The organism is Intrasporangium calvum, assembly GCF_028446585.1.
GTDB classification, from domain to species: domain Bacteria; phylum Actinomycetota; class Actinomycetes; order Actinomycetales; family Dermatophilaceae; genus Intrasporangium; species Intrasporangium calvum_A.
The window spans coordinates 1-26,086 of sequence record NZ_JAPFQL010000029.1; the positions used below are offsets into that span (position 1 = coordinate 1).

Annotated in this window: 19 protein-coding genes and 1 other RNA gene; 16 read left to right on the forward strand and 4 right to left on the reverse strand. The window is 71.0% G+C overall.

All coding sequences use genetic code 11. The features are described from left to right. Positions 1–42: 42 nt before the first annotated feature. Together OO014_RS08255 and OO014_RS08260 are read right to left on the reverse strand one after the other, a co-directional pair. Positions 43–2,106 carry a PhoX family protein gene (locus OO014_RS08255; protein ID WP_272461824.1) on the reverse strand — a complete coding sequence of 688 codons (2,064 nt, stop codon included), beginning with the start codon at positions 2,104–2,106 and terminating at the stop codon, positions 43–45. Between the two features lie 122 nt (positions 2,107–2,228). After that, the gene (locus OO014_RS08260) at positions 2,229–6,602 is read right to left on the reverse strand and encodes an FtsK/SpoIIIE domain-containing protein (RefSeq protein ID WP_272461825.1); all 4,374 of its coding nucleotides are present in this window, start codon (positions 6,600–6,602) and stop codon (positions 2,229–2,231) included. 209 nt (positions 6,603–6,811) lie between these two features. On the opposite strand from OO014_RS08260, the gene OO014_RS08265 reads away from it, so the two are divergent. Genes OO014_RS08265 through OO014_RS08295 form a run of 7 tightly spaced genes read left to right on the forward strand, consistent with a single transcriptional unit; the run spans position 6,812 to position 11,586 of the window. Next, positions 6,812–8,083, forward strand: coding sequence for a CpaF family protein (locus OO014_RS08265; protein ID WP_272461851.1), 1,272 nt, complete (start codon positions 6,812–6,814; stop codon positions 8,081–8,083). Continuing rightward, entirely contained in the window at positions 8,083–8,958 is an 876-nt protein-coding gene (locus OO014_RS08270; protein ID WP_272461826.1) for a type II secretion system F family protein, read from the forward strand. The genes OO014_RS08265 and OO014_RS08270 overlap by 1 nt, the downstream gene beginning before the upstream one ends. Continuing rightward, positions 8,955–9,899: a type II secretion system F family protein gene (locus OO014_RS08275; RefSeq protein ID WP_272461827.1), complete on the forward strand. Its 945-nt coding sequence runs from the start codon at positions 8,955–8,957 to the stop codon at positions 9,897–9,899. Before OO014_RS08270 ends, OO014_RS08275 begins: the two co-directional genes overlap by 4 nt. A gap of 51 nt (positions 9,900–9,950) precedes the next feature. Beyond that, entirely contained in the window at positions 9,951–10,178 is a 228-nt protein-coding gene (locus tag OO014_RS08280) for a hypothetical protein (RefSeq protein ID WP_272461828.1), read from the forward strand. Positions 10,179–10,181: 3 nt separating this feature from the next. After that, positions 10,182–10,661 carry a TadE/TadG family type IV pilus assembly protein gene (locus OO014_RS08285; RefSeq protein ID WP_272461829.1) on the forward strand — a complete coding sequence of 160 codons (480 nt, stop codon included), beginning with the start codon at positions 10,182–10,184 and terminating at the stop codon, positions 10,659–10,661. Beyond that, positions 10,658–11,107 carry a pilus assembly protein gene (locus tag OO014_RS08290; RefSeq protein ID WP_272461830.1) on the forward strand — a complete coding sequence of 150 codons (450 nt, stop codon included), beginning with the start codon at positions 10,658–10,660 and terminating at the stop codon, positions 11,105–11,107. Before OO014_RS08285 ends, OO014_RS08290 begins: the two co-directional genes overlap by 4 nt. Beyond that, positions 11,104–11,586, forward strand: a complete 483-nt coding sequence (locus tag OO014_RS08295) for a pilus assembly protein TadG-related protein (protein ID WP_272461831.1) — start codon at positions 11,104–11,106, stop codon at positions 11,584–11,586. Before OO014_RS08290 ends, OO014_RS08295 begins: the two co-directional genes overlap by 4 nt. A gap of 64 nt (positions 11,587–11,650) precedes the next feature. Here OO014_RS08295 and OO014_RS08300 read toward each other — a convergent pair whose 3' ends face one another. After that, positions 11,651–11,872, reverse strand: coding sequence for a hypothetical protein (locus OO014_RS08300; protein WP_272461832.1), 222 nt, complete (start codon positions 11,870–11,872; stop codon positions 11,651–11,653). A 257-nt stretch (positions 11,873–12,129) separates the two neighbouring features. Between OO014_RS08300 and prfB the strand changes: the two genes are divergently transcribed. From prfB to ligD, 7 genes are all read left to right on the forward strand, one after another. Further along, entirely contained in the window at positions 12,130–13,248 is a 1,119-nt protein-coding gene (prfB, locus tag OO014_RS08305) for a peptide chain release factor 2 (protein ID WP_272461833.1), read from the forward strand. 188 nt (positions 13,249–13,436) lie between these two features. Continuing rightward, entirely contained in the window at positions 13,437–14,327 is an 891-nt protein-coding gene (gene ftsE / locus OO014_RS08310; RefSeq protein ID WP_272461834.1) for a cell division ATP-binding protein FtsE, read from the forward strand. A gap of 78 nt (positions 14,328–14,405) precedes the next feature. Beyond that, positions 14,406–15,311, forward strand: coding sequence for a permease-like cell division protein FtsX (ftsX, locus tag OO014_RS08315; protein ID WP_272461835.1), 906 nt, complete (start codon positions 14,406–14,408; stop codon positions 15,309–15,311). Between the two features lie 109 nt (positions 15,312–15,420). After that, entirely contained in the window at positions 15,421–16,890 is a 1,470-nt protein-coding gene (locus OO014_RS08320) for a M23 family metallopeptidase (RefSeq protein ID WP_272461836.1), read from the forward strand. A 121-nt stretch (positions 16,891–17,011) separates the two neighbouring features. Then, entirely contained in the window at positions 17,012–17,491 is a 480-nt protein-coding gene (gene smpB, locus OO014_RS08325) for an SsrA-binding protein SmpB (protein ID WP_272461837.1), read from the forward strand. A 3-nt stretch (positions 17,492–17,494) separates the two neighbouring features. After that, positions 17,495–19,396 carry a DUF2207 domain-containing protein gene (locus OO014_RS08330; RefSeq protein ID WP_272461838.1) on the forward strand — a complete coding sequence of 634 codons (1,902 nt, stop codon included), beginning with the start codon at positions 17,495–17,497 and terminating at the stop codon, positions 19,394–19,396. Positions 19,397–19,425: 29 nt separating this feature from the next. Beyond that, complete coding sequence (ligD, locus tag OO014_RS08335) at positions 19,426–21,063, forward strand: non-homologous end-joining DNA ligase (protein ID WP_272461839.1); 1,638 nt, start codon at positions 19,426–19,428, stop codon at positions 21,061–21,063. A gap of 40 nt (positions 21,064–21,103) precedes the next feature. Here ligD and OO014_RS08340 read toward each other — a convergent pair whose 3' ends face one another. After that, positions 21,104–24,478 carry a pyruvate carboxylase gene (locus tag OO014_RS08340; RefSeq protein WP_272461840.1) on the reverse strand — a complete coding sequence of 1,125 codons (3,375 nt, stop codon included), beginning with the start codon at positions 24,476–24,478 and terminating at the stop codon, positions 21,104–21,106. A 262-nt stretch (positions 24,479–24,740) separates the two neighbouring features. On the opposite strand from OO014_RS08340, the gene ssrA reads away from it, so the two are divergent. Together ssrA and OO014_RS08350 are read left to right on the forward strand one after the other, a co-directional pair. Next, positions 24,741–25,107, forward strand: a transfer-messenger RNA (tmRNA) gene (ssrA, locus tag OO014_RS08345). Between the two features lie 135 nt (positions 25,108–25,242). After that, positions 25,243–26,061: a hypothetical protein gene (locus OO014_RS08350; protein WP_272461841.1), complete on the forward strand. Its 819-nt coding sequence runs from the start codon at positions 25,243–25,245 to the stop codon at positions 26,059–26,061. Positions 26,062–26,086 lie beyond the last annotated feature (25 nt).

Below are 26,086 nucleotides of genomic sequence, written 5' to 3' on the forward strand. Positions count from 1 at the left end.
AAGGGGTTCTGGCTCGCGCGGCACGCCAGCACGGCAGCGGGATCACCCGCGGTAGGCCACCGCGATGCTCGGCCGCGGGAAGCCGTCGGTGTGCGGCCACGTGCTCGACTGGTTCTCGAAGCTGGCACCGTCGGTCTCACCCGGGTGCTGGACCGCGATGAAGACGGACAGCTGGTCCTCCGTGATCAGCGGACCGCAGGTCTCGGCGCCGACCGGCACCGTCAGGAACTGCTGCACGTTGCCCCGCTCCGGACCGTCGACCGGCACGCGGAAGAGCCCGTCGTGGGAGCCGAGCTTGGCGCCGTCGGTGGAGATCCAGAGGTTGCCGACCGCGTCGAACGCGACGTTGTCGGGGCACGAGATCATGCTGACCTTCGTCTTGTCGTAGCCGCCGAAGTAGGTCTCCGGGGCCTGCGGGTCGCCGCACACGAGGAACAGGTCCCACGTGAACGTCGTCGCCGTGTGGTCGCCGCCGTCCTCGGTCATCTCCAGGACGTAGCCGTTGCGGTTGCCGGCCTTCTTGACGAGGGGACCGCCGAGCTCGTCACGGACGTGGCTCTCGGTGATCGGGTTGGCCTCGTCTGCCGCGAAGGCGGTGCCGCGCCGCGAGTTGTTGGTCAACGCCGCGTAGATCCGGCCGTTGACCGGGTTGGGCTCGACGTCCTCGGGCCGGTCCATCTTCGTCGGGCCGACCTTGTCGGCGGCCAGGCGGGTGAAGACGAGGACCTCGGCGACCGACATGCCCGGCACGAACGACTCGGTGTCGCTCGTGAGCGGGATCCACACGCCGGTGCCGTCGTGGATGCCGTCGGCGCTCCCGTCGCCGGTGTAGCGGGCGACGTAGAGCGTGCCGGCGGAGAGCAGCGCCATGTTGTGCCGGCGTGACGCTGCCGAGCTGTCGGCGCGGTACGTGTCGCGTGAGACGAACTTGTAGATGTAGTCGCCCCGCTCGTCGTCACCCATGTAGGCGACGACGTGGCCGTTGGCGGCCACCGTGACGTTGGCGCCCTCGTGCTTGAACCGGCCGAGCATCGTGTGCTTGACGGGCGTCGACGTCGGGTCCATCGGGTCGAGCTCGACGACCCACCCGAACCGGTGGGGCTCCTGCGGGTGCCGGGCGAGGTCGAAGCGCTCGTCGACCTCGGACCAGGCGCGGCTGCTCAGGCCCTGCGTGGTGCGCAGCCCGTAACGGGCGTAGGCGGGGACGAGCGCAGGGTCAGGGGCCGCCGAGGCGTCGAAGTACTGGTTGAAGTTCTCCTCGCCGGAGAGCACGGTGCCCCACGGCGTCGTGCCGCCGGCGCAGTTGTTGAGCGTGCCGAGGATCCTCGCGCCCGAGGGGTCGAGATCCGTCTTGAGCAGGTCGTGCCCCGCGGCGGGCCCGCTCACGGTGAACTCGGTGTGCGCCGTGATCCGCCGGTTGTAGCGGCTCTTGCGGTGGTCGGACCGGACCCAGGAGCCGGGCTTCGAGCCGCGCTCGATGGCGACGACGGCCATCCCGTGTGCCGCGAGGGCGATCCGCTTGATCGTTGCCGCGTCGTGCGTGCCGGTCGGGAACATCAGGTACTCGTCGGTGTACTCGTGGTTGGTCACGAGCAGGGCGCGACGCCCGTCGAGGGGGAGCACGCCGACGTAGTCGTTGTTGTAGCCGAACTGCTTGGCCTGCGCCTCAGGCGTCTGCCGGTTGACGTCGAAGGCGGGCGCGTCGGCCTCGACCGGGTCGCCCCAGCGGATGACCACGTTGTGCCGGAACTCGGCAGCGGTGACGACGTTGTCCTCGATGTTCGGTGCCACGGGCGTGAAGGCAGCGGTCCCGACGTTGCCTCCGACCCGGCTACCGGCCGCCTGACCGGTGCCCGTGGTCGCGGGTGAGGCCGCAGCAGCCTGCGGCCTGAGGCCGCCGATGACGAGGGCCCCGGCGCCGACGGCCGAGCCCTTGAGCATCGAGCGGCGGGCGATCGCACCCGTGATGACGTCGGCCATCTCGGGGTTGGCGCTCTGGTTGGGAACCGGCTGGTCACAGGCGTTGCCGCACTTGAACTCGCACGTCATGTGGCTGCGCGAGCCGTGGCGCACGCCGGTGATCAGCGGAAGTAGCTTCGGGGACACGTGATGCTCCTCGTGAGGTCTGTGCCCGCCGGGCAGTTGGGCGGGACGCTCGCGACGTTAGGGACCGTGGCGGACCTCACGGGTGAGCCTGGGGTGGCCTGCCGGTGAACAGCCCGTGTCGACTACGTCGCCGGTCCGATCTCCTGTGACGGGCGGGGCGCCGGGAGGAGCCCGGGGTCGGCCACCTGGAGCGGCAGGGCCACGCCGTCGAGGACGATGAGTCCCCGCCCGGGAACACGGTGCTGGGCGACGTCGGCGCGGATCCCCAGGAGGTCACCATCGGACGGCGACGTCGGGGAGAGCACGACACCGGTGCCGTGGCGGGCGAGATCGGGCACCACGCCGCGGTAGAGCCCGGGAGCCCGGCGTGCATCGACCGCCGCCGCGCACCACGCCCCGGTCTCGTCCAGCTGCTGTGCGACGTCGAGGACCACCCGCTCCGCCGGGCTGCCGTCGAGTCCCTCCGCATCGTCGACGAGGACGGAGAGGCCCGGATGGACCTGATGCAGCCGTCGGAGCTGGTCGCTGTCGTGGGCGGACACGAGATGGACGTCCGGGACGGCGCTCAGCCAGCTGAGCGGCGTGCGCCGGGTCGCGACCAACGCGGTCGGGCGCCCTGCTTCGGCCAGGCGGCGTGCCATCACGGCCAGCACAGTGCTGCGGCCGCTCCGGGGCCCGCCCACCACGACGACGCGGCGGCCGACCTGCTCGGCGTCGAACCCGACTGGCCGCGCGTCGTCACCGCCGAGCCCCAGCAGGAGCCGGCCGGGCCGGCTCGGGGGCAGATCGTTCCACGACACGGTGCGGGGGAGTGACGTGACGCGCCAGGGCAGGGTGCCGGGGTCCACACCCTCCGCTGCGTGGCTGGCTCGCAGCCGCTCGGCGACGTGAGCCGTCGCCGCCTCCTGGCCGGCCGGCGAAGGATCTGCGCCGACGTGGGCAATCTGCACGTGGTGGCCGGTCAGCACGTCGATGGCTCGGCCGACGCCCCGGTGGCCCTGGGCCTGCTCGGGTGGCAGGCCCGCCAGCGTGAGGTCGAGCGGGTCCGGCATGGGGAGCACGAGCCGCCGCTGCACCAGGCTGGAGATGCGGCCGGTGACGAGGGCACGCCCGCCCGTGAGGACGAGGCGCAGCCCTGAGGCGAGCCCGTCGCGGGCGAGCCGCAGGAGCATCTCGGTGGGAGCGCCGTGGTCCACGGCCTCGAAGGCGTCCTCCACGGCCTCCCAGCCATCGACGACGAGGACCGTCACGACCTTCTCGCGGTCCTCGGGCGGCCGGCCCATGCTCTCGGCCAGACGGCTCACGACCCGGGCCGCCAGAGCTGGGTCCGCGGTGCTCGTCACCGAACCGACGTGGGGGAGCGCAGCCAGGTCGCGCAACGCGCCGGGCGTTCCCTCGATGACATGCAGGTGCAGGTGGCTGGCAGGCCACAGCTCCGCCAGGCCGAGGGCCAGCGAACGGGCTGCGGTGGTGCGACCGGTGCGGGCACCGCCGGCCACCGCCAGGTTGCCGTCCGCCGAGGGGTCCCAGAGGTAGGGATCCTGGGACTGCGTGGCGGGCCGATCCGCCATTCCCAGGGCCACACCCGCCGCGCGGCTGCCGGCCGGGAGGGATGCACGGCTGAGACGGTCCGGCAGCGGTGGCAGCCACGGGGACGGGGGCGCCGACAGCCCCGAGCTCGCCGCGGCCTGCTGCGCGGCGAGCACCACCGCCTGCAGCTCCGTTGCGCCGTTGCCGGAGGCCGGGGGATGGGCCGCCGGCAACGGCCGGCCGAGGTCGGTCCAGCTGAGCCGGCGCACTGTCACGTGCTGGGGCCGGTGGTGCTCGTCGGCGCCGGTCGAGGCACCCGCGAAGGCGGTCTGGACCTCGGTGAGCCGTCCGCCGGCGGTGCGGACCACGGCCCGCCCGGGCGTGCGGTCGCTGATGGCCGCTGCGAGGGGGCTCTCGATGACGTCGTCGCTGTCCGAGCGGTCCCGGACGCGCAGGGCGATGCGGAGGGAGATGTTGGCCCGCATGTCGCCGGTGATGATGCCGGCCGGCCGCTGCGTCGCCAGCACCAGGTGGACACCAAGGGAGCGGCCGACGGCCGCGATGCGGACCAGGCCATCGACGAAGTCGGGTAGCTCGTCCGCGAGCATCTTGAACTCGTCCACCACGATCACGAGCCGTGCGATCTGTTCGAGGTCCGGCCGTGAGGTGCGGGCGCGGCGGTAGTCGTCAAGGTCCTTGGCGCCCGCCTCGGCCAGCAGCGTCTCGCGCCGCTTGAGCTCGGCGCCCAGCGACTCGAGGGCCCGTCGGGTGAGGTGCTCGTCAAGGTCCGTCACGATGCCGAGGCAGTGCGGCAGGTGGGCGCATTCCTTGAACGCCGATCCTCCCTTGTAGTCCACCAGGACGAAGGTGAGCTGGTCCGGAGGTGAACCGACGGCGAGCCCCGCCACGAGACTCTGCAAGAGCTCCGACTTCCCCGAACCTGTCGTGCCGCCGACCAGACAGTGCGGTCCGTCCTGGGCCAGGTCGACGACGTACGGTCCGTCGCCCGTGGCCCCCAGCACGGCGCGGGGCCGCCCGTCCGAGCCGAACCACGACTTCGCGAGGTCGCTCGGGTTGGTGGGTTCGAGGCCGACCAGCCGATGGGCGCGTCTGATGCCGATGGCATCCGGGACGGCCTCGGAGCCCTCGCCGGGCGTTGCGTCCTCGAGGGGAGCGAGCGCACGCGAGAGAGCCGCGAACCACGTGGGGTGAGGGAGGTCGGGGATGATGTCGCGGATCGTCCCGTCGGGGTGGTGCAGCTCGGCGCGCGGTGCAGGCCCCTCATCGAGGAGGATCTGGGTGCGGCACTCCGCGGGGAGGCGCTCCGGAGAGTCGTCCAGCCCGATCACGTGCACCCCCGCCGCCGGCGGGGCCTCGAGGACCGCGGCCACCCCCGGACGCCGCCGGAGCTCCGCGGTGCCGTCCAGCACGACCAGATACCGAGGAACCGCTGGCTCTCCTTCGGAGACCGTGGCGGACTGCTCAGCGCGGCTCCGGATGACCGCCTGGAGCTCCGCGAGCCGGGCTGCGATGGTCGATTCATCGGCCGTTGACGCGACCTTCGCGACCGGTCCGTTCGGCGAACCTTCGGCGTGTGGCAGCCAGCTCGCCCAGCCCCACTCCGTCGCCGCGTCGGTCGATGCGGAGATGAGCACGACTTGGGTCGTGCGCGGCGAGTGCCAGACGGCTGCCTGGGCGACGAGGGCGCTCACGAGGGCCCGCGCTCGTGGCCTGGGCCCGGCGACCCCGACCACCCCTGTGTTGGCGTCGATGACGACCGGGACGTCGGGCACCGTCGGGTCGGCGACCGACTCCGACCCCGGGTCTTCCGACGTGTCCCGCGGGCGCTCGACTCGCGTCCTCGCCACCTGCTCGGCGGTCCCCACTCGCAGGACCAGGTGGTCACGATCGCCCGGGCGCCGCTCCCACAGGCGGGCTTCATGGTGTCTGGCCACCGCGGCGACGAGAGCGAGGTCGGGCTGCTCGAGATGGCGGGACCGGCGCTCTGCCAGGAGCGCCTCGTCCAACCGCTTGGCGGCCTCCGCCGTCGCGTGCGCATGTCGAGCGAGCTGGGAACGGTAGGAGACGCGGCCGTGGCGCCGGTCCCCCCACCACTGCGCCAGCAGCATCAGGGGGGACATGAGGGCGAACAGCATCATGACGGGAGAGCGAAGGGCCACCGCGAGCGCGAGGGAGATGAGCAGGGGTGCGACCGCAGCCACGACCGGCGCGCGCGCTGCCTGGGGACGCGTTGGCCTCGTGGGGAAGTGCACGGTTTCAACCCGTGGAGACGGTGCGAAGCGGGGTCGACGGTTGATCCGGATGATGCCGTGGGTGCAGTCCGCGGCGGCCGGCGTGCCGTCCGCGCGCCGGAGCACCACCGTCGTGGACGCGACCCGGACGCGCTGGTCGAACGCCAACGCCAGCCCGCCTGCCGGCACGGGCTTCCCATCGACGGAGGTGGGGTTGGTGGACTCCAGGTCCCGCAGCGTGACTCCCGCGTCATCCACGGTGATCGAGGCGTGGGCTCGGGACACGCCGTGGTCGTCCAGACGGATCTCGCACGAGGTCGCACGTCCGAGCACGTGACGCCCGCGCCGGAGGGAGATGATCCGGCCTGCGCCGGGGCCGCCCACGACATGCAGCTCCACGAGGGAGCCGGAGTCCGTTGCAGATGGCGGGGCAGCTTCCCGGCCAGCGGCCCCCGCGCCTGCTGCCGGTGCTGTGCACACCACCGCGCCGCGGAGGAGCACACCCTCACCCACGAGGTCGTCATCGTGGATCGGTCGCCCCTCGACGGTGAACCGCGCCTCGGGGTCGCCGACCAGCGCCGCGAGCTCTGGCCTGACGGCGGCAAACCTGACGTCCGCCTCCATGTCCGCGGCCGCGGACGACCCAGTGGTGGCGACCACGACGTCATGCACCAGGCCGGCCACTGTGTCGGCCACGGCCATCCGGATCCGCATCCTGCTCCCCTCTGATCGGTGGGGTTCCCAACCCTGTCGGATAGCAGAGGCGCGCGGTCCGCCTTGTCCACAGGAAGCGGCAGTTGGAGGCCTTCTGGCCCAACTGGGCCGGTCAAGGAGAGTTATCCACAGTTGGCGGCTGCTTGGCTTCAGATGCTTCGTCCGCGCGCTATGGTTTCGGCGCGATGAAACGGGCATTTCAGGGCAGGATGGTCGGCGGCCAGTCGAGTCAGGGGGAGAAGTTGTCGACGCAGCAAGCCGTGCGCCAGGTCGAGGGCGAGGTGCGGGAACTCATCCGCCGAAGCGGCCTCGACCCGTCCCGAAACACCCGCGAGGTGCAGCGCCTCGTCCAGGACGCGGTGCAGGACTACGACGAGCGATCACTGCACGGAGGGATGCCCCAGCTGGGCGACACTCGGGCCGCGGTTCACTCGATCCTGGCCGTGGTCGCGGGCTACGGGCCGTTGCAGCAGTACTTCGACGACCCGGCCGTCGAGGAGATCTGGATCAACGAGCCGAGCAAGGTCTTCGTGGCCCGCGGCGGTGTGGCGGAGCTGACCACGACGATCCTCACCTCGGACGAGGTGCGCGACCTGGTCGAGCGCATGCTGAAGACGAGTGGCCGTCGCGTCGACCTCAGCTCGCCCTTCGTCGACGCCACCCTCCCTGACGGCTCCCGACTGCACGTCGTCATCCCCGACATCAGCCGGACGCACTGGCAGGTCAACGTTCGCAAGTTCGTCGTCAAGGCCGACCACCTGGAGGACCTCGTCCGGCTCGGATCCCTCTCGAAGCAAGCCGCCGACTTCCTCTCCGCAGCGGTCTCGAGCGGCCTCAACATCCTCGTCGCCGGAGGCACGCAAGCGGGCAAGACCACCCTGCTCAACTGTCTGGCCGCTGCCATCCCGCCGCGCGAGCGGGTGATCACCTGCGAGGAGGTCTTCGAGCTGAAGATCCCCCTCCGGGACGTGGCCTCGATGCAGTGTCGTCAACCCAGCCTCGAGGGAACGGGCGAGGTCCCGCTGCGCCGCCTCGTCAAGGAGGCGTTGCGGATGCGTCCCTCGCGCATCATCGTCGGCGAGGTCCGCCAGGAAGAGAGCCTGGACCTGCTGATCGCGCTCAACAGTGGGGTGCCCGGCATGTGCACGATCCACGCCAACAGTGCTCGTGAGGCCGTGACGAAGATGTGCACGCTGCCGTTGCTGGCCGGTGACAACGTCTCCAGTCGCTTCGTCGTGCCCACGGTGGCTTCGTCGGTCGACATCGTCGTCCACGTGGCACTGGAGCGTGACGGTCGGCGGCGGGTGCGTGAGATCGTCGCCGTGCCCGGCCGGGCCGAGGGAGATGTCATCGAGGTCGCTGACCTCTTCGTGAGCCGCGGCGGGCTGCTGCAACGCGCCGATGGATTCCCGCCGCACCGGGAGGCCTTCGAGCGCGCCGGCTACGACGTGGCGGCCCTGCTCGCACAGCGAGGCTCGTGATGTCTCCGCTCGTGGTGGGCCTGCTCTTCGGCGCCGGAGTCTTCTGCATCTACTGGTCCTGCTGGCCCCAGCACACGCCGACGTCAGAGGCACCGGAGCGGCGTGGCCCGAGCTTCGTCGAGGACCTGCGCGACCATCTGCGCCAAGCGGGCTACCCCACCGTCACGCCGACGAACGTGTTCGTTGCTTCCCTGTGCCTGTTCCTCGTCGTGTTCCTCCTCTTCATGCTCGCAACGGGCGTCGTGCCGGTCGCTCTGTGCTTCGGCGGCATGGCAGGCGCCGGCCCGGTTGCCCTGATCCGCATGCGGGCCCGCAAGCAACGCGGGAGGCTGCGTGACCTGTGGCCGGACGCGGTCGACAACCTCGCCTCGGGAGTCCGCGCGGGTCTGGCGCTGCCGGAAGCCCTCGCCCAGCTCGCGGTTCGAGGTCCCGAGGAACTGCGTCCGGCGTTCTCCGGCTTCGCCGAGGACTATCGGGCCACCGGTCGCTTCCATGACTGTCTCGACCGTCTGAAGGACGCGATGAGCGACCCGGTGGCGGACCGGCTCATCGAGTCCCTGCGCATCGCGCGCGAGGTGGGCGGCAGCGACCTGGGGCGGCTGCTCCGCACCCTGTCCACCTTCCTGCGCGAGGATGCCCGGACGCGGGCCGAGCTGGAGACGAGGCAGGGCTGGACGGTCAACGCGGCGCGCCTCGCGGTGGCCGCTCCGTGGATCGTCCTGGCCATGCTGGGCCTGCGAGGCGGGTCGCTTCAGGCCTACGCAACGCCCACGGGGTGGCTGGTCCTCGCGTTCGGAGCGGGCCTGTGCGCCGTGGCCTACCGGCTCATGGTGTGGATCGGTCGGCTGCCGGAGGAAGAGCGGGTGCTGCGATGACCGGTGAGTGGTCCTGGGCCGGGGCGGCCGTGGGTGTCACGCTGCTGGCCGGCTTGGCGCTGGTCGCTGCGGGCCTGCCGATGCGGCGACGCGCCACTCTGGAGCAGCGGCTGGCTCCGTATCTGCGTGACGCCGCGATGCCGTCCCGTCTGCTCCAGGGCGGGCAGCCGGCCCTGCATCTCTTCGGGTTCGGCGAGCTGCTCGCGCCCTACCTGAGGCGGTTGGGCGACGGGCTCGAGCGGGTGCTCGGCGGGGGGCCGTCGATCGCCCGGCGCCAGCTGCGTGCCGGCCGGGTGGCTGACGTCGAACGGTTCCGGGCCGAGCAGGTGCTCGCGGCGGCAGCCGGAGGCGTTGCCGGCTTGGTCGGCACTGGCCTGCTCGCCGTGTCCAAGCGGAGCCTTTCGATTCCGACGATGGTCGCCCTGGTCATCCTCGGCGCCGCTTTGGGAGCAGTCCTGCGCGACTATGCGCTGGGTCACGCGGCCCGCCGGAGAGAGCAGCGCATGCTCGCCGAGTTCCCCACGGTCGCAGAGCTTCTCGCGCTCGCGGTCAGTGCCGGCGAGGGTGCCACGGGAGCGCTGGAACGGGTCTGCAGACTGTCCGGCGGTGAGCTGGCCGACGAGCTGCGTCGGTGCCTGGCCGACGCGCGGGCCGGCGCGAACCTGCCCACGGCTCTGCAGGGGCTGGCCGACCGCACCGGGTTGCCCAGCCTGAGCCGCTTCGTCGACGGCATCGTCGTGGCTGTCGAGCGGGGGACCCCGCTCGCCGACGTCCTGCGCGCCCAGGCCCAGGACGTCCGGGAGGACGGGCGCCGCGTCCTGATGGAGCAGGGCGGCAAGCGCGAGATCGTGATGATGGTCCCCGTGGTCTTCCTGATCCTGCCCGTCACGGTGCTCTTCGCCATCTACCCCGGCCTCAGCTTCCTTGGCTTCGACCTCTGACCGACCGCTCGACGAATCACACGAACACCACAGGGAACCAGGAGATCTCACATGAGTACTCGTCCGACACTGCCGCGCACCGACGTCCTCGGACGGATCGCCGGGCGGGCTGCCGCCGCCATCGGAGGACGGAGCGACCGCGGGGACGTTCCCGGCTGGGTCCTCATCACGATCATGACGGCGGGGCTGGTCACGCTCCTGTGGGGTGTGGCCGGCGATCAGCTGGAAGGACTGTTCACCGACGCGATCAGCAGCGTCAGCGGCCCCAGCGGCGGCTGATCCATGAGGTGGCCACACCGGGTGCGGGCACGGGTGCGGGCACGGCTCCGGCTGCGGTCCCGGCTACGTCGTGCCGGTCGTGCGGACGACGGGTCAGCCATCGCCGAGTTCGTCATGGTCTCGGCCCTGCTGCTCTTCGTCGTCCTTGCCGTTCTCCAGCTCGCTGTCGCCCTCTACGTCCGCAACACCCTGATCTCCGCGGCAGCGGAGGGGGCGCGGTTCGGCGCGAGGGCCGACGCCTCTCCGGCAGATGGCGCCGCGCGTGCGGCGAGCCTGATCTCCGCCTCCCTCAACCCCTCCTTCGCGGAGCGGATCTCCGCCCGCACGACGCGCACCCAGGACGGGGTCGACGTCGTGGTGGTCACCGTCGCTGCGCCCTTGCCGGTGTTCGGCCCGATCGGTCCGGCAGAGGGCTTCAAGGTCAGTGGCCGCGCGTTCAGCGAGGTGCAGGTGGCCGCCCCCGCGCCTGCCGGAGCGTCATGATGGCCGGCCGGGGCCCCGACGTGCGGGGCGGTGAGGAGGGCCGCGCCATTGTCGAGTTCATCTTCCTCGGCATCCTGTTGATCCTCCCGCTGACCTACCTCGTGCTCACCCTGGCCCGGATCCAGGCGGCCACCTTCTCGGCCTCGCTGGCCGGCCGGGAGGCCGGACGGGCCTTCGTGACCGCCACGGACGATGGGGAGGCCCAGGCGAGGGCCCGCACCGCCGCGCAGATCGCGTTCCAGGACTTCGGGTTCGACCGGGGGACGGACCTCAGCATCAGCTGTGACGGGTCGCCCTGTCTCAGAGCCGAGGGGGTGGTGACGTCGACCGCGACGATCGAGGTGCCGCTGCCGCTGATTCCGGACTTCGTCGCCGCCAGCGTGCCGGCGTCCGTCTCCATCTCGTCGACTCACGTGGGCGCGGTCGACGCCTACGTTGCCCGATGAGCTGGATCGAGCGGCTCGGGCTGTCTCGGGGCGCCCGGGCGGCCACCGAGGATGGACAGATCGCCGTCCTCATCCTCGGACTGTTCCTCATCGTGCTCGTCTTCATCCTCGGCGCGATCGACGTCACGGCGGCACAGCTGGCGCGGATGCGCCTCATCGACACGGCCGACGCGGCGGCTCTCGATGCCGCGGACGCGCTGGATCCCGACTCCGTCTATGGCGGCGGCGTCGGCGGGCCGCTGGCCCTGACGGACCGTTCGGTGCGCGAGGCGGCCGAGGCCCATCTCGCGCGCACCCCGATCCCTTCGGGCATCACCGAGTGGGCGCTGGCCGGCCCCACCGGCACGTCTGACGGCGAGACGGCAGAGGTCACCGTGCGCGGTCACGCCACGCTGCCGATGGCCGGCTGGATCCTCGACTCCTTCGGCGGGGGTGTGACCATCACCGTCACCTCACGAGCGCGAGCGCCGCTGTCCTGACCGCCGGCGCGCCGACGCGGGCCCGCCCTGAGGACGGGCCCGCGTCGGGTGGTGCGGTTGCCGGTCAGTCCGACGGCTGGGGCACCGAGCAGCCGATCTGCGGGTCGAGGCCCAGGTAGTTCAACGGGCCGGCGATGATCGTGAGGGCGGCGCTGCCGATCCTGCTGCAGCTCGGCTCGGCGGACCCGAAGTAGCCCCGCTGGAAAGCGGCGAGGGCGCCGATGAGCAGCCAGATGACGAGCACGATGGTGCTGATGCTTGCGCGAGACCTGCGACGGATGGCCATGGTCACCTTTCGTGGAAGTGGGCGTCACCCCGAGCGGGAAACGCCTGGAAGGAAGGGCAGCCGGGACGATCCGAAGCGATCCGGCGTCCTTCCTGCCCAAGCACGCCCGTCCTGTACCCACGAGAAGCCAAGAGGAGCACATGTCCTTCGAGAGCCTGGATGCAGCGGCCCGGGCCACGCAGCCAGGGGCAAGGGGCGTCGGGAACGAGCCCAGCGGCATACGGCCATCGCAGTGAACTGCCGTAGGCTGTCCCATCGTGGCTGTTGACTTCACGCAAGAGATCAAGGACCTGCGCGCGACGATGGACTCCGTGCGTGGGGTCACCGACCTCGACGCGCTCGGGGCCCGGATCGCCGAGCTCGAGGAGCAGGCGGCCACCCCGAACCTCTGGGACGACCCCGAGAAGGCCCAGCAGGTGACCTCGGCGCTCTCCCGGGCCAACTCCGAGCGCGACCGCGTCCTCAACATGGACAGCCGCATCGACGACCTCGAGACGCTCGTCGAGATGGCGACGGAAGAGGCGGACCAGGACACGATGGACGAGGCCGAGCGCGACCTCGCCGCCCTGAAGAAGGACGTCGGCGAGCTCGAGGTCCGCACCCTCCTGTCCGGCGAGTACGACGACCGTGAGGCCGTCGTGACGATCCGGTCCGGCGCGGGCGGGGTCGACGCCGCCGACTTCGCCGAGATGCTGATGCGGATGTACCTCCGGTGGGCCGAGCGGCACGGCTACCCGACCAAGGTCATGGACACGTCCTACGCGGAGGAGGCGGGCCTCAAGTCGGCGACCTTCGAGGTCAACGTGCCCTACGCCTTCGGGCACCTGTCCGTCGAGGGTGGCACCCACCGTCTCGTGCGGATCAGCCCGTTCGACAACCAGGGCCGCCGGCAGACGAGCTTCGCGGCCGTCGAGGTCATCCCGCTCATCGAGAGCGACGACTCGATCGAGATCCCTGAGAACGAGCTGAAGATCGACGTCTTCCGTTCGAGCGGACCGGGTGGCCAGAGCGTCAACACCACGGACTCGGCCGTCCGCATGACGCACATCCCGACCGGCATCGTCGTCTCCATGCAGAACGAGAAGTCGCAGATCCAGAACCGCGCCGCCGCGCTGCGGGTCCTCCAGTCGCGCCTGCTCCTGCAGCGCAAGGCCGAGGAGGCTGCGGTGAAGAAGGAGATGGCCGGCGACGTCAAGGCGAGCTGGGGCGACCAGATGCGCTCCTACGTCCTCAACCCCTACCAGATGGTCAAGGACCTCCGGACGGAGTTCGAGACCGGCAACCCGGCCGCAGTCTTCGACGGCGACATCGACGGCTTCATCGAGGCGGGGATCCGCTGGCAGGTGGCCCAGCGCAAGGCGGCCGCAGGCGTCTGAGGCACCCGCCCAGCCGGGACGGCCCGCCACGCCCGGCCGGCCCGGATGTCCCGGCTTTCAGGGGCGCGGCACGTAGCCTCGGAGACGGCTACGGACGATCCCGTATGCCGCTGAGCCCGGTCCCAGCCCGTCGCTGGCTCCGCGCCCAGTGCCGCTACCCCCGATGAGCGAGGTCCAGGGAACGGGCGATGATCCTCTTCGAGAACGTCACGAAGACGTACCCACGCACACAGCGACCCGCGCTCGACGACGTGTCCCTCGAGATCACCCGCGGTGAGTTCGTGTTCGTCGTCGGGACGTCCGGCTCGGGCAAGTCCACGCTGCTCCAGCTGGTCATGAAGGAGCAGGACGTCACGGCAGGGCGCATCCTCGTCGCAGGACGCGACCTCGGTCAGCTGCCGGACCGGAAGGTGCCGGCGCTGCGCAGGGAGATCGGCTTCGTCTTCCAGGACTTCCGGCTCCTGCCCAACAAGACGGTCCACCAGAACGTCGCGTATGCCCTCCAGGTCCTGGGCGCCTCTCGGGCCAGGATCCGCCAGACCGTCCCGGAGACCCTCGAGCTCGTCGGGCTCGCGGGGATGGGCAAGCGGCTCCCGCACCAGCTCTCCGGTGGCGAGCAGCAGCGGGTGGCCATTGCCCGTGCCTTCGTCAACCGGCCCCCGATGCTGCTGGCGGACGAGCCCACCGGCAACCTCGACCCCGACACCAGCCTCGAGATCGTGAAGCTGCTCGAGCGGATCAACCACACCGGCACGACGGTCGTCATGGCGACGCACGACACGGCGACGGTCAACGCGATGCAGAAGCGGGTCATCCGCCTCGACCGGGGGCTCCTCGTGGCCGACGTGGAGACCGGCGACTACACGACGGGGTCCATCCCGCGGGTCGTGCTCGAGCCGGCCGAGCCCGACGACCTGCCGGATCCGCTGCAGGTGGAGGCCCTCGACGCCGTGGAGGCGTACGAGGAGGAGGCGGGCGAGCTGCCGCCCATCGGCCGCGACGCAGACGCGCCCGTCGTGCGGCCGGAGCGGTTCTCCCTCTTCCGCCGGGGTCAGCGCGAGCGTTCCAGCACCCACTGACCAGCCACTCGACAGCCACTCAACAGCCACTGAACAGCCACTGAACAGCCCCTCCAGAGCCACTGAGCGAGACGAGCCATGCGACTCCAGTTCCTTCTCGGCGAGATCGGCAACGGTCTCCGACGCAACCTGTCGATGGCGGTCTCCGTCGTCATCGTGACGATGATCTCGATGTACCTGCTCGGCCTCGGCCTGATGGGCCAGCGGCAGGTCGACACGATGAAGGACTACTGGTACGACCGGGTCCAGGTGACGGTGCTGCTCTGTGCTGAGAAGACCCGCTATGCCAACTGTGCCGGGCAGCCGACGTCCGAGGCGCAGCGGGAGACCATCAAGCGGGAGCTGGAGGCGCTGCGACCCACGGTGAGCGAGATCCTCTACGAGTCGCGTGCGGACGCCTTCGGGCGGTTCAAGGAGACCTACAAGAACTCTCCGCTGGCCCGGGCCGGGGAGTCGTACTTCGCCGACTCCTACCGGGTGAACCTGTCGGACCCCAGCAAGTTCGACATCGTCGCCAGCTCGATCAAGGGCATGCCCGGGGTGGCCGACGTCCAGGACCAGAAGAAGCTCCTCGAGAAGTTCTTCACCTTCATGAACACCGTGTCGTGGGCGGCCATCGCCCTCTCCTCGCTCATGGTGCTCGCCGCGGTGATGCTGATCTCCACGACGATCCGCCAGGCGGCCTTCAGCCGCCGTCGCGAGACCGGGATCATGCGACTCGTGGGGGCCTCGAACTTCACGATCCGCTTCCCCTTCGTCATGGAGACGGTCCTCGCGAGCGTCGTGGGCGCGGGCCTCGCCATGCTCATGCTGTGGGGGACGGTCCGCTACGGCGTGGTCGGGTTCCTCAGCGCGACGCTGACCGACACGGCCTTCATCGGGGAGGTCGATGTCCTGTCGGTGGCGCCATTCGTCATCCTCGGGGTCGTCGGACTGGCCACGGTGACGTCGTGGGTCACACTGCGCCGCTATCTGCGGGTGTGATCCCGCACAGAACTTTCCTCATTTGTCACGCACCGACACGCGAAGTTCGACACACTTTGCTGGAGTTGGTCTCCCCTTGGAGGTGGTACCTGTGGTACCAATGATTCATATGTGGCGAGTGAGAGAGTCGAGCAAGCCCCCTGCGAGGACGCGGTGGACCGCGATCGCAGCGGTTCTCGCCTGCACCGCTTCCCTCCTCGGCGGCTTCGCTGCCCGCGCCGACGACGTGCAGGACCAGAAGCGCCGCGCCGACCGGCGCATCGCTGCTCTCGGTGAGCAGCTCGAAGGCACCAACGCCGCTCTGGCCAAGGCCTACGTCAACCTCGAGAAGACCCGAGCAGCCATCCCCATCGCCCAGCAACGGGTGAAGCAGGCCCAGGGCGCGCTCGCCCAGGCCCAGCAGGCCCAGGCCGAGGCCGAGGCGATCGAGGTCCGGGCCATCGCTGCCGAGGCCAAGGCCAGGGCGCACAACGACGAGGTGGCCCAGAAGCTCGCCGTCGCCCAGGCGAACGAGGCGCGCGCGGCGGAGAAGCTCGAGAAGAGCGGACGCGAGCTCCAGACGTCGCAGGACGCGCTGGACGCCTACGCTGCCGAGGTCTTCCAGGGCGGCGCCGTCACCGAGTCGCAGCTCGGGATGGTGTTTGGCTCCACCTCGCCGCAGGACTTCGCCAACCGCCTCGTCATGGCCGACACGGCGAGCGCGGTCGCGAGCGACACCATCGACAAGCTCGCAGCCATGACGGCGGACAACACCGCGACCAAGGCCTACCTCACGTCGGTTCGCGGCGAGGTGGCCGAGCTGAAGCGGCTGGCCGAGAAGGCGCTGCAGGCGGCCGAGGCCGCGAGCGCGGCAGCGACCCAGGCACGCCAGCAGGCCGTCGTCGCCAAGAACAACGCCGCCACGGCGGCGAGCAACGCGACGGCCGCCAAGGCGGAGCTCGACTCGCTCAACGCCAAACAGACCGGCTACGCGGCCGACCTGCGCCAGCAGCGGGCGAACGAGAAGGCCCAGCTCGCAGAGGCCGAGCGGGCGGCCGCCAGACTCAAGGCGATCCTCGTTGAGCGAGCCCGCCAGGCCAAGCTCGCGGCGCAACGCGAGGCGGCTCGCAAGGAGGCCGCGGCCCGCGCAGCGGCCAAGAAGGCCGGACGGACCTACCGTCCGCCGCCCGCCGCCGTCACCCCCTCCAACTACCTCTCCTATCCCGCCCGCGGCCCGATGACATCCGGCTTCGGGATGCGCTGGCACCCCGTCCTCCAGAAGTGGATGCTGCACGACGGTCTCGACTGGGGGGTCGCCTGCGGGACCCCGGTCTACGCGGCGGCGCCCGGCACGGTGATCCGGGCCGGCTGGCGGGAGAGCGGTTGGGGCAACCAGATCCTCATCGACCACGGCATCCACCGGGGTGTCGACCTGGTGACGAGCTACAACCACCTGTCGAGCATCGTGGCGTGGGGCGGGAGCGTCCAACGGGGCCAGCTGATCGGCTACAGCGGCACCACGGGCTACTCCACGGGCTGCCACCTGCACTTCGGCGTCTACGAGGACGGCACACCGGTCAACCCGCGCAACTGGCTCTGACGGGGCCGAGCCCGCAAACCGACTCCGGTTGTGACCCTTCCTCGGGGTAGCGTGGGGCGCGTCGCCACGGGAACCCAGCCCAGCGGCATACGTCCTGCTCTGTAGTGAAGGGAACGGTCCGGTGCCGAAGGAGAAGGGGCGGTCGCTCATCGCGAGCAACCGGAAGGCGCGCCACGACTACCACATCGAGGACACCTTCGAGGCTGGCATCGTGCTCTCGGGCACCGAGGTCAAGGCCCTCCGGATGGGCCGTGCGTCCCTCGTGGACGGGTTTGCCATGTTCACCGGAGACGAGCTCTACCTCGAGAACGTCCACATCCCCGAGTACCTCAACGGGACCTGGAACAACCACGCCCCCCGCCGTAAGCGCAAGCTGCTGCTGCACCGCGCCGAGCTGGAGAAGATCGCCGGCAAGACCCGGGAGAGCGGGCGCACGATCGTCCCGCTGGCGCTCTACTTCAAGGATGGCCGCGCGAAGGTCGAGATCGCCATCGCGACCGGCAAGAAGCAGTACGACAAGCGGCACGCCCTGCGCGAGCGGCAGGACCGGCGAGAGGCTGATCGCGCCATGAGCGTCGCCCACCGGGGCAGGCGGGTCTAGGCGATGCGACGGGGGGTCCGTGCGATCGTCGCACTCCTGCTGGGGGTGGGCTGGCTCATCCTGCCCGCCGGAGCCGCGGGCGCAGTCGGCGACGAGGCCATGGAGCGGTTCGCCGTCGTCTACGACCTCCAGCCGGACGGCAGCGTCGACGTCGCCGAGACCATCACGTGGCGCTTCCCGCCGGGAGAGCAACGCCACGGCATCTTCCGCAACATCGTGGTCCGGATGGGGTTCGGCGACCAGGAGGGCAAGTACCGCTACTTCGACCTCACCGATGTCGAGGTCTCGAGTCCGTCCGGTGCGCCCGCCGCGTTCAGGGTCAGCGACAACGGCGCGGCCAAGGAGATCCGGATCGGCAGCGCCGACGAGTGGACCGAGGGCACGCAGGTCTACGAGGTGCGCTACACCCTGCACAACGTGCTCAACCCGATCACCGGGACCGGCGGTGCCGCCGATACGGTCGAGTTCCACTACAACGTCTTCGGCAGCAACGAGCTGACCGCCCGCGATCGCGTCAACGTCGTCGTCAAGGCGCCGGCCCCCTCGACCCAGGTGGCCTGCTACGAGGGCGACGCAGGCTCTGACACGACCTGCCAGTCGACCGCAGGGGACCCGACCACGTTCGCCGCGATGGGACTGGGCCCCGGCGAGGCCATGACCGTCATCGCGGGCTACCCGGCCGCCGCGTTCGCCGACCCCCGGCCGGACGTGCGCGACGGCGACGCCGGCTCCAGCTACGGCGGAAGCGCCGCGACCGCCGCCAACGCCGCCGCCGTCGCAGCGGGCGTCGGGGCACCCGTGCTCGCGATCGCGGTCATGGGGGCGCTGGTCTGGACGCGGGGGCGGGACGAGCGCTATGCCGACCTCACGCCAGGACTCAGCCCTTCGGTCGCGGACCGGCAGACGCAGGCGACGACGCGTGAGCGACCCGGGACCATCGCCGTCCAGTTCCACCCACCGCCCGGTGTCCCACCCGGCCTGGTCGGCACGATCCTCGACGAGCGGGCCAACCCGATCGACGTCTCCGCGACCCTCATCGACCTGGCGGTGCGCGGCCACGTGCGCATCGAGGAGGTCGAGGGTGGTGGCATCTTCCGGCGCACCGACTGGAACATCGTCCGGCTCGCCCCGCCGCGGGACGATGTCCTGCTCCCGTTCGAGCGGCGGCTGCTCGACGGCATCTTCAGCTCCCGTGGCGACGTCGTAGCGCTGTCCCAGATGAAGAACACCTTCGCGAGCACCCTGAAGAGCATCCAGGGCGACATGTACGACGAGGTCGTGACGCGTCACTGGTTCCGTTCGTCGCCGCAGCTGCAGCGCGGCGTGTGGCAGGGCTTGGGCGCGGTCATCGCCGTCGTCGGCGGCATGATCCTCTTCTACGGCCAGAGCGCGGTCTCGGCGCTGATGGGGGCAGGGTTCAGTGGCGGGGCCGTCCTCGGCGTCGGGCTGCTCGTCTCCGGGGCCATCGTCTGGTTCCTCGGGGGCCGGATGGCCGCCAAGACCGCTGAGGGGTCCGCGGTGCTGGCCCAGTCGCTCGGTTTCAAGGAGTACCTCACGACGGCCGAGGCCGGGCAGATCGCCTTCGAGGAGGCGAGCAACATCTTCAGCCGCTACCTTCCCTACGCCGTCGTCTTCGGCGTGGCCGACCGGTGGGCGCGCACGTTCGCCGAGGTGGCTCAGGCCGCCGAGGCGGTGGGCCGGCCCATCATGATGCCGACGTGGTACGTCTGGAGCGGATCCGCCTTCCCTGACTTCACCAGCATCGCCAGCGGCGTGGAGAGCTTCTCGACGACCTCGACCGGGACGTTCACCTCCACCCCGGGCTCGTCGGGGAGCTCCGGGTTCTCCGGCGGAGGCGGGTTCAGCGGGTCCGGCGGCGGAGGCTCCTCGTCCGGGTCGTGGTGAGGCGTCCGGCGGCCGGGTAGGGCATCGGTATGCCAGCGGACCCGCACGAGCTGCTCGAGCCCTACCGTCGCAAGCGCGACTTCGGTCGGACTCCCGAGCCGTCGGGTGACCGGTCCGGCACCGCCAATCAGGCCGGCAGCGACGGCGACCGTCGTTTCGTCGTCCAGCGACATCGGGCCCGCCGCCTGCACTACGACTTCCGCCTGGAGATCGATGGAGTGTTGGCGAGCTGGGCCGTGCCACGGGGCCCGACCCTGGACCCGGACGTGCGCCGCCTCGCCGTGCACGTCGAGGACCACCCCATGGCGTACGAGCTGTTCGAGGGCGTGATCCCCGCGGGCGAGTACGGCGGGGGCGACGTGATCGTCTGGGACCGGGGGACGTGGCGGCCGGCCGACACCGACGACCCCGACGACCCCGCCGAGGCCGTGCGTCGCGGCGAGCTGCACCTCGACCTGGTCGGGGAGCGGCTGCGCGGCCGGTTCGTGCTCGTGCGGACCGGCAGGGACGGCGCGTCCAGCGGATCGACCGGCAAGGAACAGTGGCTGCTGCTGCACAAGCGGGACTCGGATGCCGTCGCGGGTTGGGACGCCGAGGACCACCCCACCTCGGTCCTCAGCGGTCGCACCAACGACGAGGTCAAGGCGGCGCCGGACCGGGTGTGGCGGTCCGACCTGCCGGCCGAACAGGCGTCGGTGCCGGTCGGGGAGACGGTCGACGGCCCGTCCGAGGACGAGCTGACGGCCCTCGCCGACCTGGGGCGACAGGGCACCTGGGAGGTGCACGGGCGTCGGCTCAAGGTCACGAACCTCGACAAGGTCCTCTTCCCGCCCCGGGAGGGGGAGGAGCCGGTCACCAAGCGCGAGCTGCTCGCCTACGCAGCGCGGATCGCACCCGTGCTCCTGCCCTACCTGCGCGGCCGGGCGCTCAACATGCACCGCTACCCGGACGGGGCGGCGCGCAAGGGTTTCTGGCACAAGGAGGTCCCGGACCACGCACCTGACTGGGTGGCCCGCTGGCGCAACCCCGAGGCCGACCCGGACGAGACACAGTTCTACGTCGTGGTCGACGAGCCCGCCACCCTGGTGTGGGTCGCGGGCTTCGGGGCCCTCGAGTGGCACCCGTGGACGTCCCCGACCGAGGCGCCGGACCGCCCCTCCTACGTGCTGTTCGACATCGACCCGGGCGAGCGGACCGCGTGGGGCGAGGTCGTCGAACTCGCCCGCCTGCACCGGACCGCCTTCGAGCACCTCGGCCTGCGTGCCTATCCCAAGCTGACCGGCAAACGCGGGATCCAGGTCTGGGTGCCGATCTCGCGGGGCCCGAGCTTCGACGAGACGCGGGAATGGGCAGAGCGCGTGTCCAGGACGGTGGGGGCGATCCACCCGGACCTCGTCAGCTGGAAGTGGCAGAAGCGCGAGCGTGGGGGACTCGCGCGACTCGACTACACCCAGAACGCCGTCAACAAGACGCTCGTCGCCCCGTACAGCCCGCGGGCCGCCGCCGGAGCACCGGTGTCCGCCCCCATCACGTGGGACGAGCTCGACGACCCCGACCTGCGTCCGGACCGTTTCACGATCCGCTCGATCCTCGACCGGGTCGACGAGCGGGGCGACCTCTTCCGTGGGGCGCTCGCGCAGGACCAGCAGCTGCCGATCCTGCGCTGACCCAGCTGATGTGGTCAGTCGATGAGCTCAGCCGATGAGGTCAGCCGACGACCACGAGGAGGTCGCCGCCCTCGACCTGCTGCTGCGTGCCGATCGCGACGCGGGACACGGTGCCGGCGGTGGGGCTGGTGATGTTGGCCTCCATCTTCATCGCCTCGATGGTCGCAACCACTCCACCGGCCTCGACGCGGTCGCCCTCGGCCACCGCGAGGGTGACGACGCCGGCGAACGGCGCCGCGACCTGGCCGGGAACGGCTGGGTCGGCCTTCTCCGCGGACTTCACGTCCGCCTCCACCGAGCGGTCCCTGACCTGGATCGGCCGGAACTGCCCGCCGAGGGTGCACATGACGGTGCGCATGCCTTTCGAGTCGGCCTCGCCGACCGACTGGACGCCGATGATGAGGCGCTTGCCCTGCTCGATGTCGACCTCGTACTCCTCGCCGTGGACGAGCCCGTGGAGGAACTCCACGGTCCCCAGCACGGACAGGTCGCCGTAGGCCTCGCGCGACGCCTCGAACTCCTTGGTCGGGCCGGGGAAGAGCAGCTGGTTGAGCGTGCGCCGGGGGTCGGTGGCGAGGGCCTGCTCCTGCTCCGGGGTCAGCTCCGTCAGGCGTGGACGGGCCTGACGACCGGCGAGGGCCTTGGTCCGGAAGGGCTCCGGCCAGCCGCCGGGCGGGTCGCCGAGCTCGCCGTTGAGGAAGCCGATCACCGAGTCGGGGATGTCGTACTTCTGCGGGTCGGCCTCGAAGTCGGCCGGGTCGGCGCCGGCACCGACGAGCGCGAGGGCGAGGTCACCGACGACCTTGCTGCTCGGCGTCACCTTGACGATGTTGCCGAGGATCCGGTTCGCCGCGGCGTAGGTGTCCTCGATGGCCTCGAAGCGATCGCCGAGGCCGAGGGCGATCGCCTGCTGGCGGAGGTTGGACAGCTGCCCGCCGGGGATCTCGTGGAAGTAGACCCGTCCGGTCGGCGACTCGAGCCCCGACTCGAAGGGCCGGTAGAGGTGCCGGACGGCCTCCCAGTACGGCTCGAGCGAGAAGACGTGGTCGATGTCGAGGCCGGTGGGCCGGTCGGTGTGGTCGGTCGCCGCGACGAGGGCGGACAGCGACGGCTGTGACGTGGTGCCCGCCATGGTGGCGGTGGCGGCGTCGACCGCGTCGACCCCCGCGTCGATGGCGGCGAGGAGGGTGCCGATCTGCCCGCCGGCCGTGTCGTGCGTGTGCAGGTGGACCGGGAGGTCGAACCGCTCACGCAGGGCGGTGACGAGGCGTGCCGCCGCGGGGGCTCGGAGCAGCCCGGCCATGTCCTTGATGGCGAGGACGTGGGCGCCGGTCTCGACGATCTGCTCGGCGAGCCGCAGGTAGTAGTCGAGCGTGTAGAGCGACTCGGTGGGGGAGAGCAGGTCGCCCGTGTAGCAGAGGGCCACTTCGGCGACCGCCGTGCCGGTCTCGAGGACCGCCTCGACGGCGGGCCGCATCTGCGACACGTCGTTGAGCGAGTCGAAGATGCGGAAGATGTCGAGCCCGGTCCGGGCGGCCTCGTGGACGAAGGCGTCGGTCACCGCCGTCGGGTAGGGCGTGTAGCCGACCGTGTTGCGACCCCGCAGGAGCATCTGGAGGGGCACGTTCGGCATGGCCTGGCGCAGGGCCGCCAGCCGCTCCCACGGGTCCTCGGCGAGGAAGCGCAGCGCCACGTCGTAGGTGGCGCCGCCCCACGCCTCGACGGACAGCAGCTGCGGGGTCAGGTGGGCGACGTGTCCGGCGACGTGGAGCAGGTCGCGCGTCCGCATCCGGGTGGCGAGCAGTGACTGGTGGGCGTCGCGGAAGGTCGTGTCGGTCACTGCGACCTGGGTCTGCTCGCGCAGTCGCCGGGCGAACTCAACCGGGCCGACCTCGAGGAGCAGGTCGCGCGAACCGCGCGGCAGCGCTGCGTCGGACAGGACCGGCAGCTTGGCTCGCGGCCGCACGCGGGTCGTGGCCGGACCGTGCGGCTGGTTGACCGTCACGTCGGCGAGATAGGTGAGCAGGCGGGTGGCGCGGTCGGCGGAGACCTTGGCGGTCAGCAGCTCGGGCCGCTCGTCGATGAAGGAGGTGGTCGCCGAGCCCGCCTGGAAGGTCGGGTCGGCCACCACGGCCATCAGGAAGGGGATGTTCGTCGAGACGCCGCGGATCCGGAACTCCGCCAGGGCCCGCTGCGCCCGACGGACCGCCATCGGGAAGGTCCGGCCCCGGCAGGTGAGCTTGACGAGCATCGAGTCGAAGTGGGCGCTGATCTCGGCGCCGACGAACACGGTCCCACCGTCGAGCCGCACGCCGCTGCCGCCGGCCGACCGGTAGGTCGTGATCGTGCCGGCGTCCGGACGGAAGCCGTTGGCCGGGTCCTCCGTCGTGATCCGGCACTGCATCGCGAAACCCCGCGTGCGGATGTCCGCCTGGCGCAGGCCGAGCGACTCGAGGGTGTCACCGGACGCGATCTGCATCTGGGTCACCACGAGGTCGACGTCGGTGACCTCCTCGGTGACGGTGTGCTCGACCTGGATCCGTGGGTTCATCTCGATGAAGACGTAGCGGCCGTCCTCGCCGAGCAGGAACTCGACCGTCCCGGCGTTGCGGTAGCCGATCGACCGGGCGAAGGCCACCGCGTCGGCGCACATCTGGTCGCGCAGCTGGGCGTCGAGGTTGGGTGCCGGGGCGATCTCGACGACCTTCTGGTGGCGGCGCTGCACCGAGCAGTCCCGCTCGAACAGGTGGATGACGTCCCCCGTCGCGTCGGCCAGCACCTGCACCTCGATGTGCCGCGGGTTGACCACGGCCTCCTCGAGGTAGAGCGTCGGGTCGCCGAAGGCGGACTCGGCCTCGCGCTGCGCGGCCTGGAGCGCCTCCGCCAGCAGCTCCGGCCGGTCGACCCGGCGCATGCCGCGCCCGCCACCACCGGACACGGCCTTGACGAAGACGGGGAAGCCGATCTCGGCCGCGGCTGCCTCGAGCTCGGCGAGGTCGGTGCTGGCGCCGGAACCGCGCAAGGTCGGCAGCCCGGCCGCGCGGGCTGCCGCGATCGCCCGGGCCTTGTTGCCGGTCAGGTGCAGGACCGACGGTGGCGGCCCGATGAACGTGATGCCCTCGCGCTCGCACGCCTCGGCCAGGAGCGGGTTCTCGGACAGGAACCCGTAGCCGGGATAGATCGCGTCGGCGCCGGCGGCCACGGCCTGTGCGACGACGGCCTCGTGGTCGAGGTAGGAGCGGACCGGGTGGCCTTCCTCCCCGATCTGGTAGGCCTCGTCGGCCTTGAGGCGGTGCTCCGACTTGCGGTCCTCGTAGGGAAAGACGGCAACGGTGCGGGCGCCGAGCTCGGTGGCGGCCCGGAAAGCGCGGACAGCGATCTCACCGCGGTTGGCGACGAGGACCTTGCGGAACATGTGACCTCCAGCGTGGGTGGCGTGGCGGTTCGCAGCCTAGTGGCGCACTTCACAGGCCAGCCGCTTCGGTCCCATCCTGAGACGCGGCGGATGAGACAGGAGGCGCGGAGCCCGCCGGCCACCTTGCCCGCGGGCCCCGTTGAACGAGCCCAGCGGCATACGGCTGGGAATGTCCGTGGCGCCGATGTCGTTCCCAAGGCATACTCTGGAGTCGCACGAGCGGCGATTGACAAGTGAACAGCGTGACGTGGACACCCCTCATGGGGGTGATCGGTTTCGACGGTGGTCGACACATCAGGGGAAGCGGGTCGAGGATGCAGGGTTATCTCGTTAACGCTCCTTGCAAACCAATAGGTGCCAACTCCAAGCGCACCGACTTCGCCCTCGCCGCCTGAGCGAGCCTCGAAGTCCGTCAGCCTGAGGTAGTTCCCGACTCAGTGCCTGGCGTCAGCTAGGGAACTTGCTGCGTGGTCATGCTGGGGGGCCACGCGGGACTCTTACTCAGCTGGGCCTGTCAGGGAACGTGTGCGCGCGAGCCCTGGGGCCGAGAAAATCCATAGCGCACTGCACCCGGAGAAGCCCTGGTTTCTCGTCATCGGACGCGGGTTCAATTCCCGCCACCTCCACCACTTCGTGGTGGCCACGTCACGCTGTTGCTGGTCACGCCGGAAGGGGCACCCACTCAGGTGGGTGCCCCTTCGTCATGCCGTATGCCGCTGGGCTCGGTTCCAGCAGCCCGCCCGGTCCCGCTTAGGCTGGGCCCCGTGCTGCGCGACCCGGACCTGACCCCCCGGCCGTGGCGAGCACGTCGGCGGGTCCGCTTTCATCCGCTGCTCCTGCTGCCCCTCGCCCCGTTGGTGGGGGTCGGTCTCGTGCTGGGGCGGGCGCTGACGCAACCGTCGCCGGAGCACTGGGTCACCATGGCCCACCTCGTCGCGTTGACCATGGTCGCCTCGGTGGCGTCCCCCTGGCACCTGCCTCGGCGTCCGGTCGACGATCCAGTCGGTCGGACCATCACCTTCCGCGCCCGAGCGGGCCTCGGCCTCATGCCGCTCGGCCTCGTGCTCTGGGGCGTCGTGGCGCTCGTGCACTTCGAGCTGATGCGCTCGGAGGTGGTCGACCGCGAGGTCGCCGTCTGGGAGGTCGAGCTCCCGTGGGGGTTCATGCTGCCGCTGGGCTTCCTGCTCGTGGCGCTCGGGCTGTATGTCGCCCGCCCTGCCCAGCAGCACGAGCTCGTCGTCGGGGTCGACGGCCTGCGCCTCCACCACGGCCGGCGCGGCTTCTCCGCCCAGTGGGACCAGACGCTGCAGCTCGTGCCGACCCTCGTCGACGGACGTCACCGGCGGATCGAGGTGCACGGGCCGGGGCTCGTCGCGGTCAACCGTCGCGGGCACCTGGTCCGCCCGACGATCGAGGCCGACCTGCTCGACTCGGACGCCGTGCGGCTGTGGCTGACGCTCGAGTACTACCACCGGCACCCGGCGCATCGCGAGGAGCTCGGGACCCGGGCGAGCCGGTGGCGGCGCGCCGAGTGGCGGCGGCTGCTGCCCCGCGAGGCGCCCCAGCCGGGGTCGCGACGCTGACGCCTCCGGGATGACCCTTCGGCGC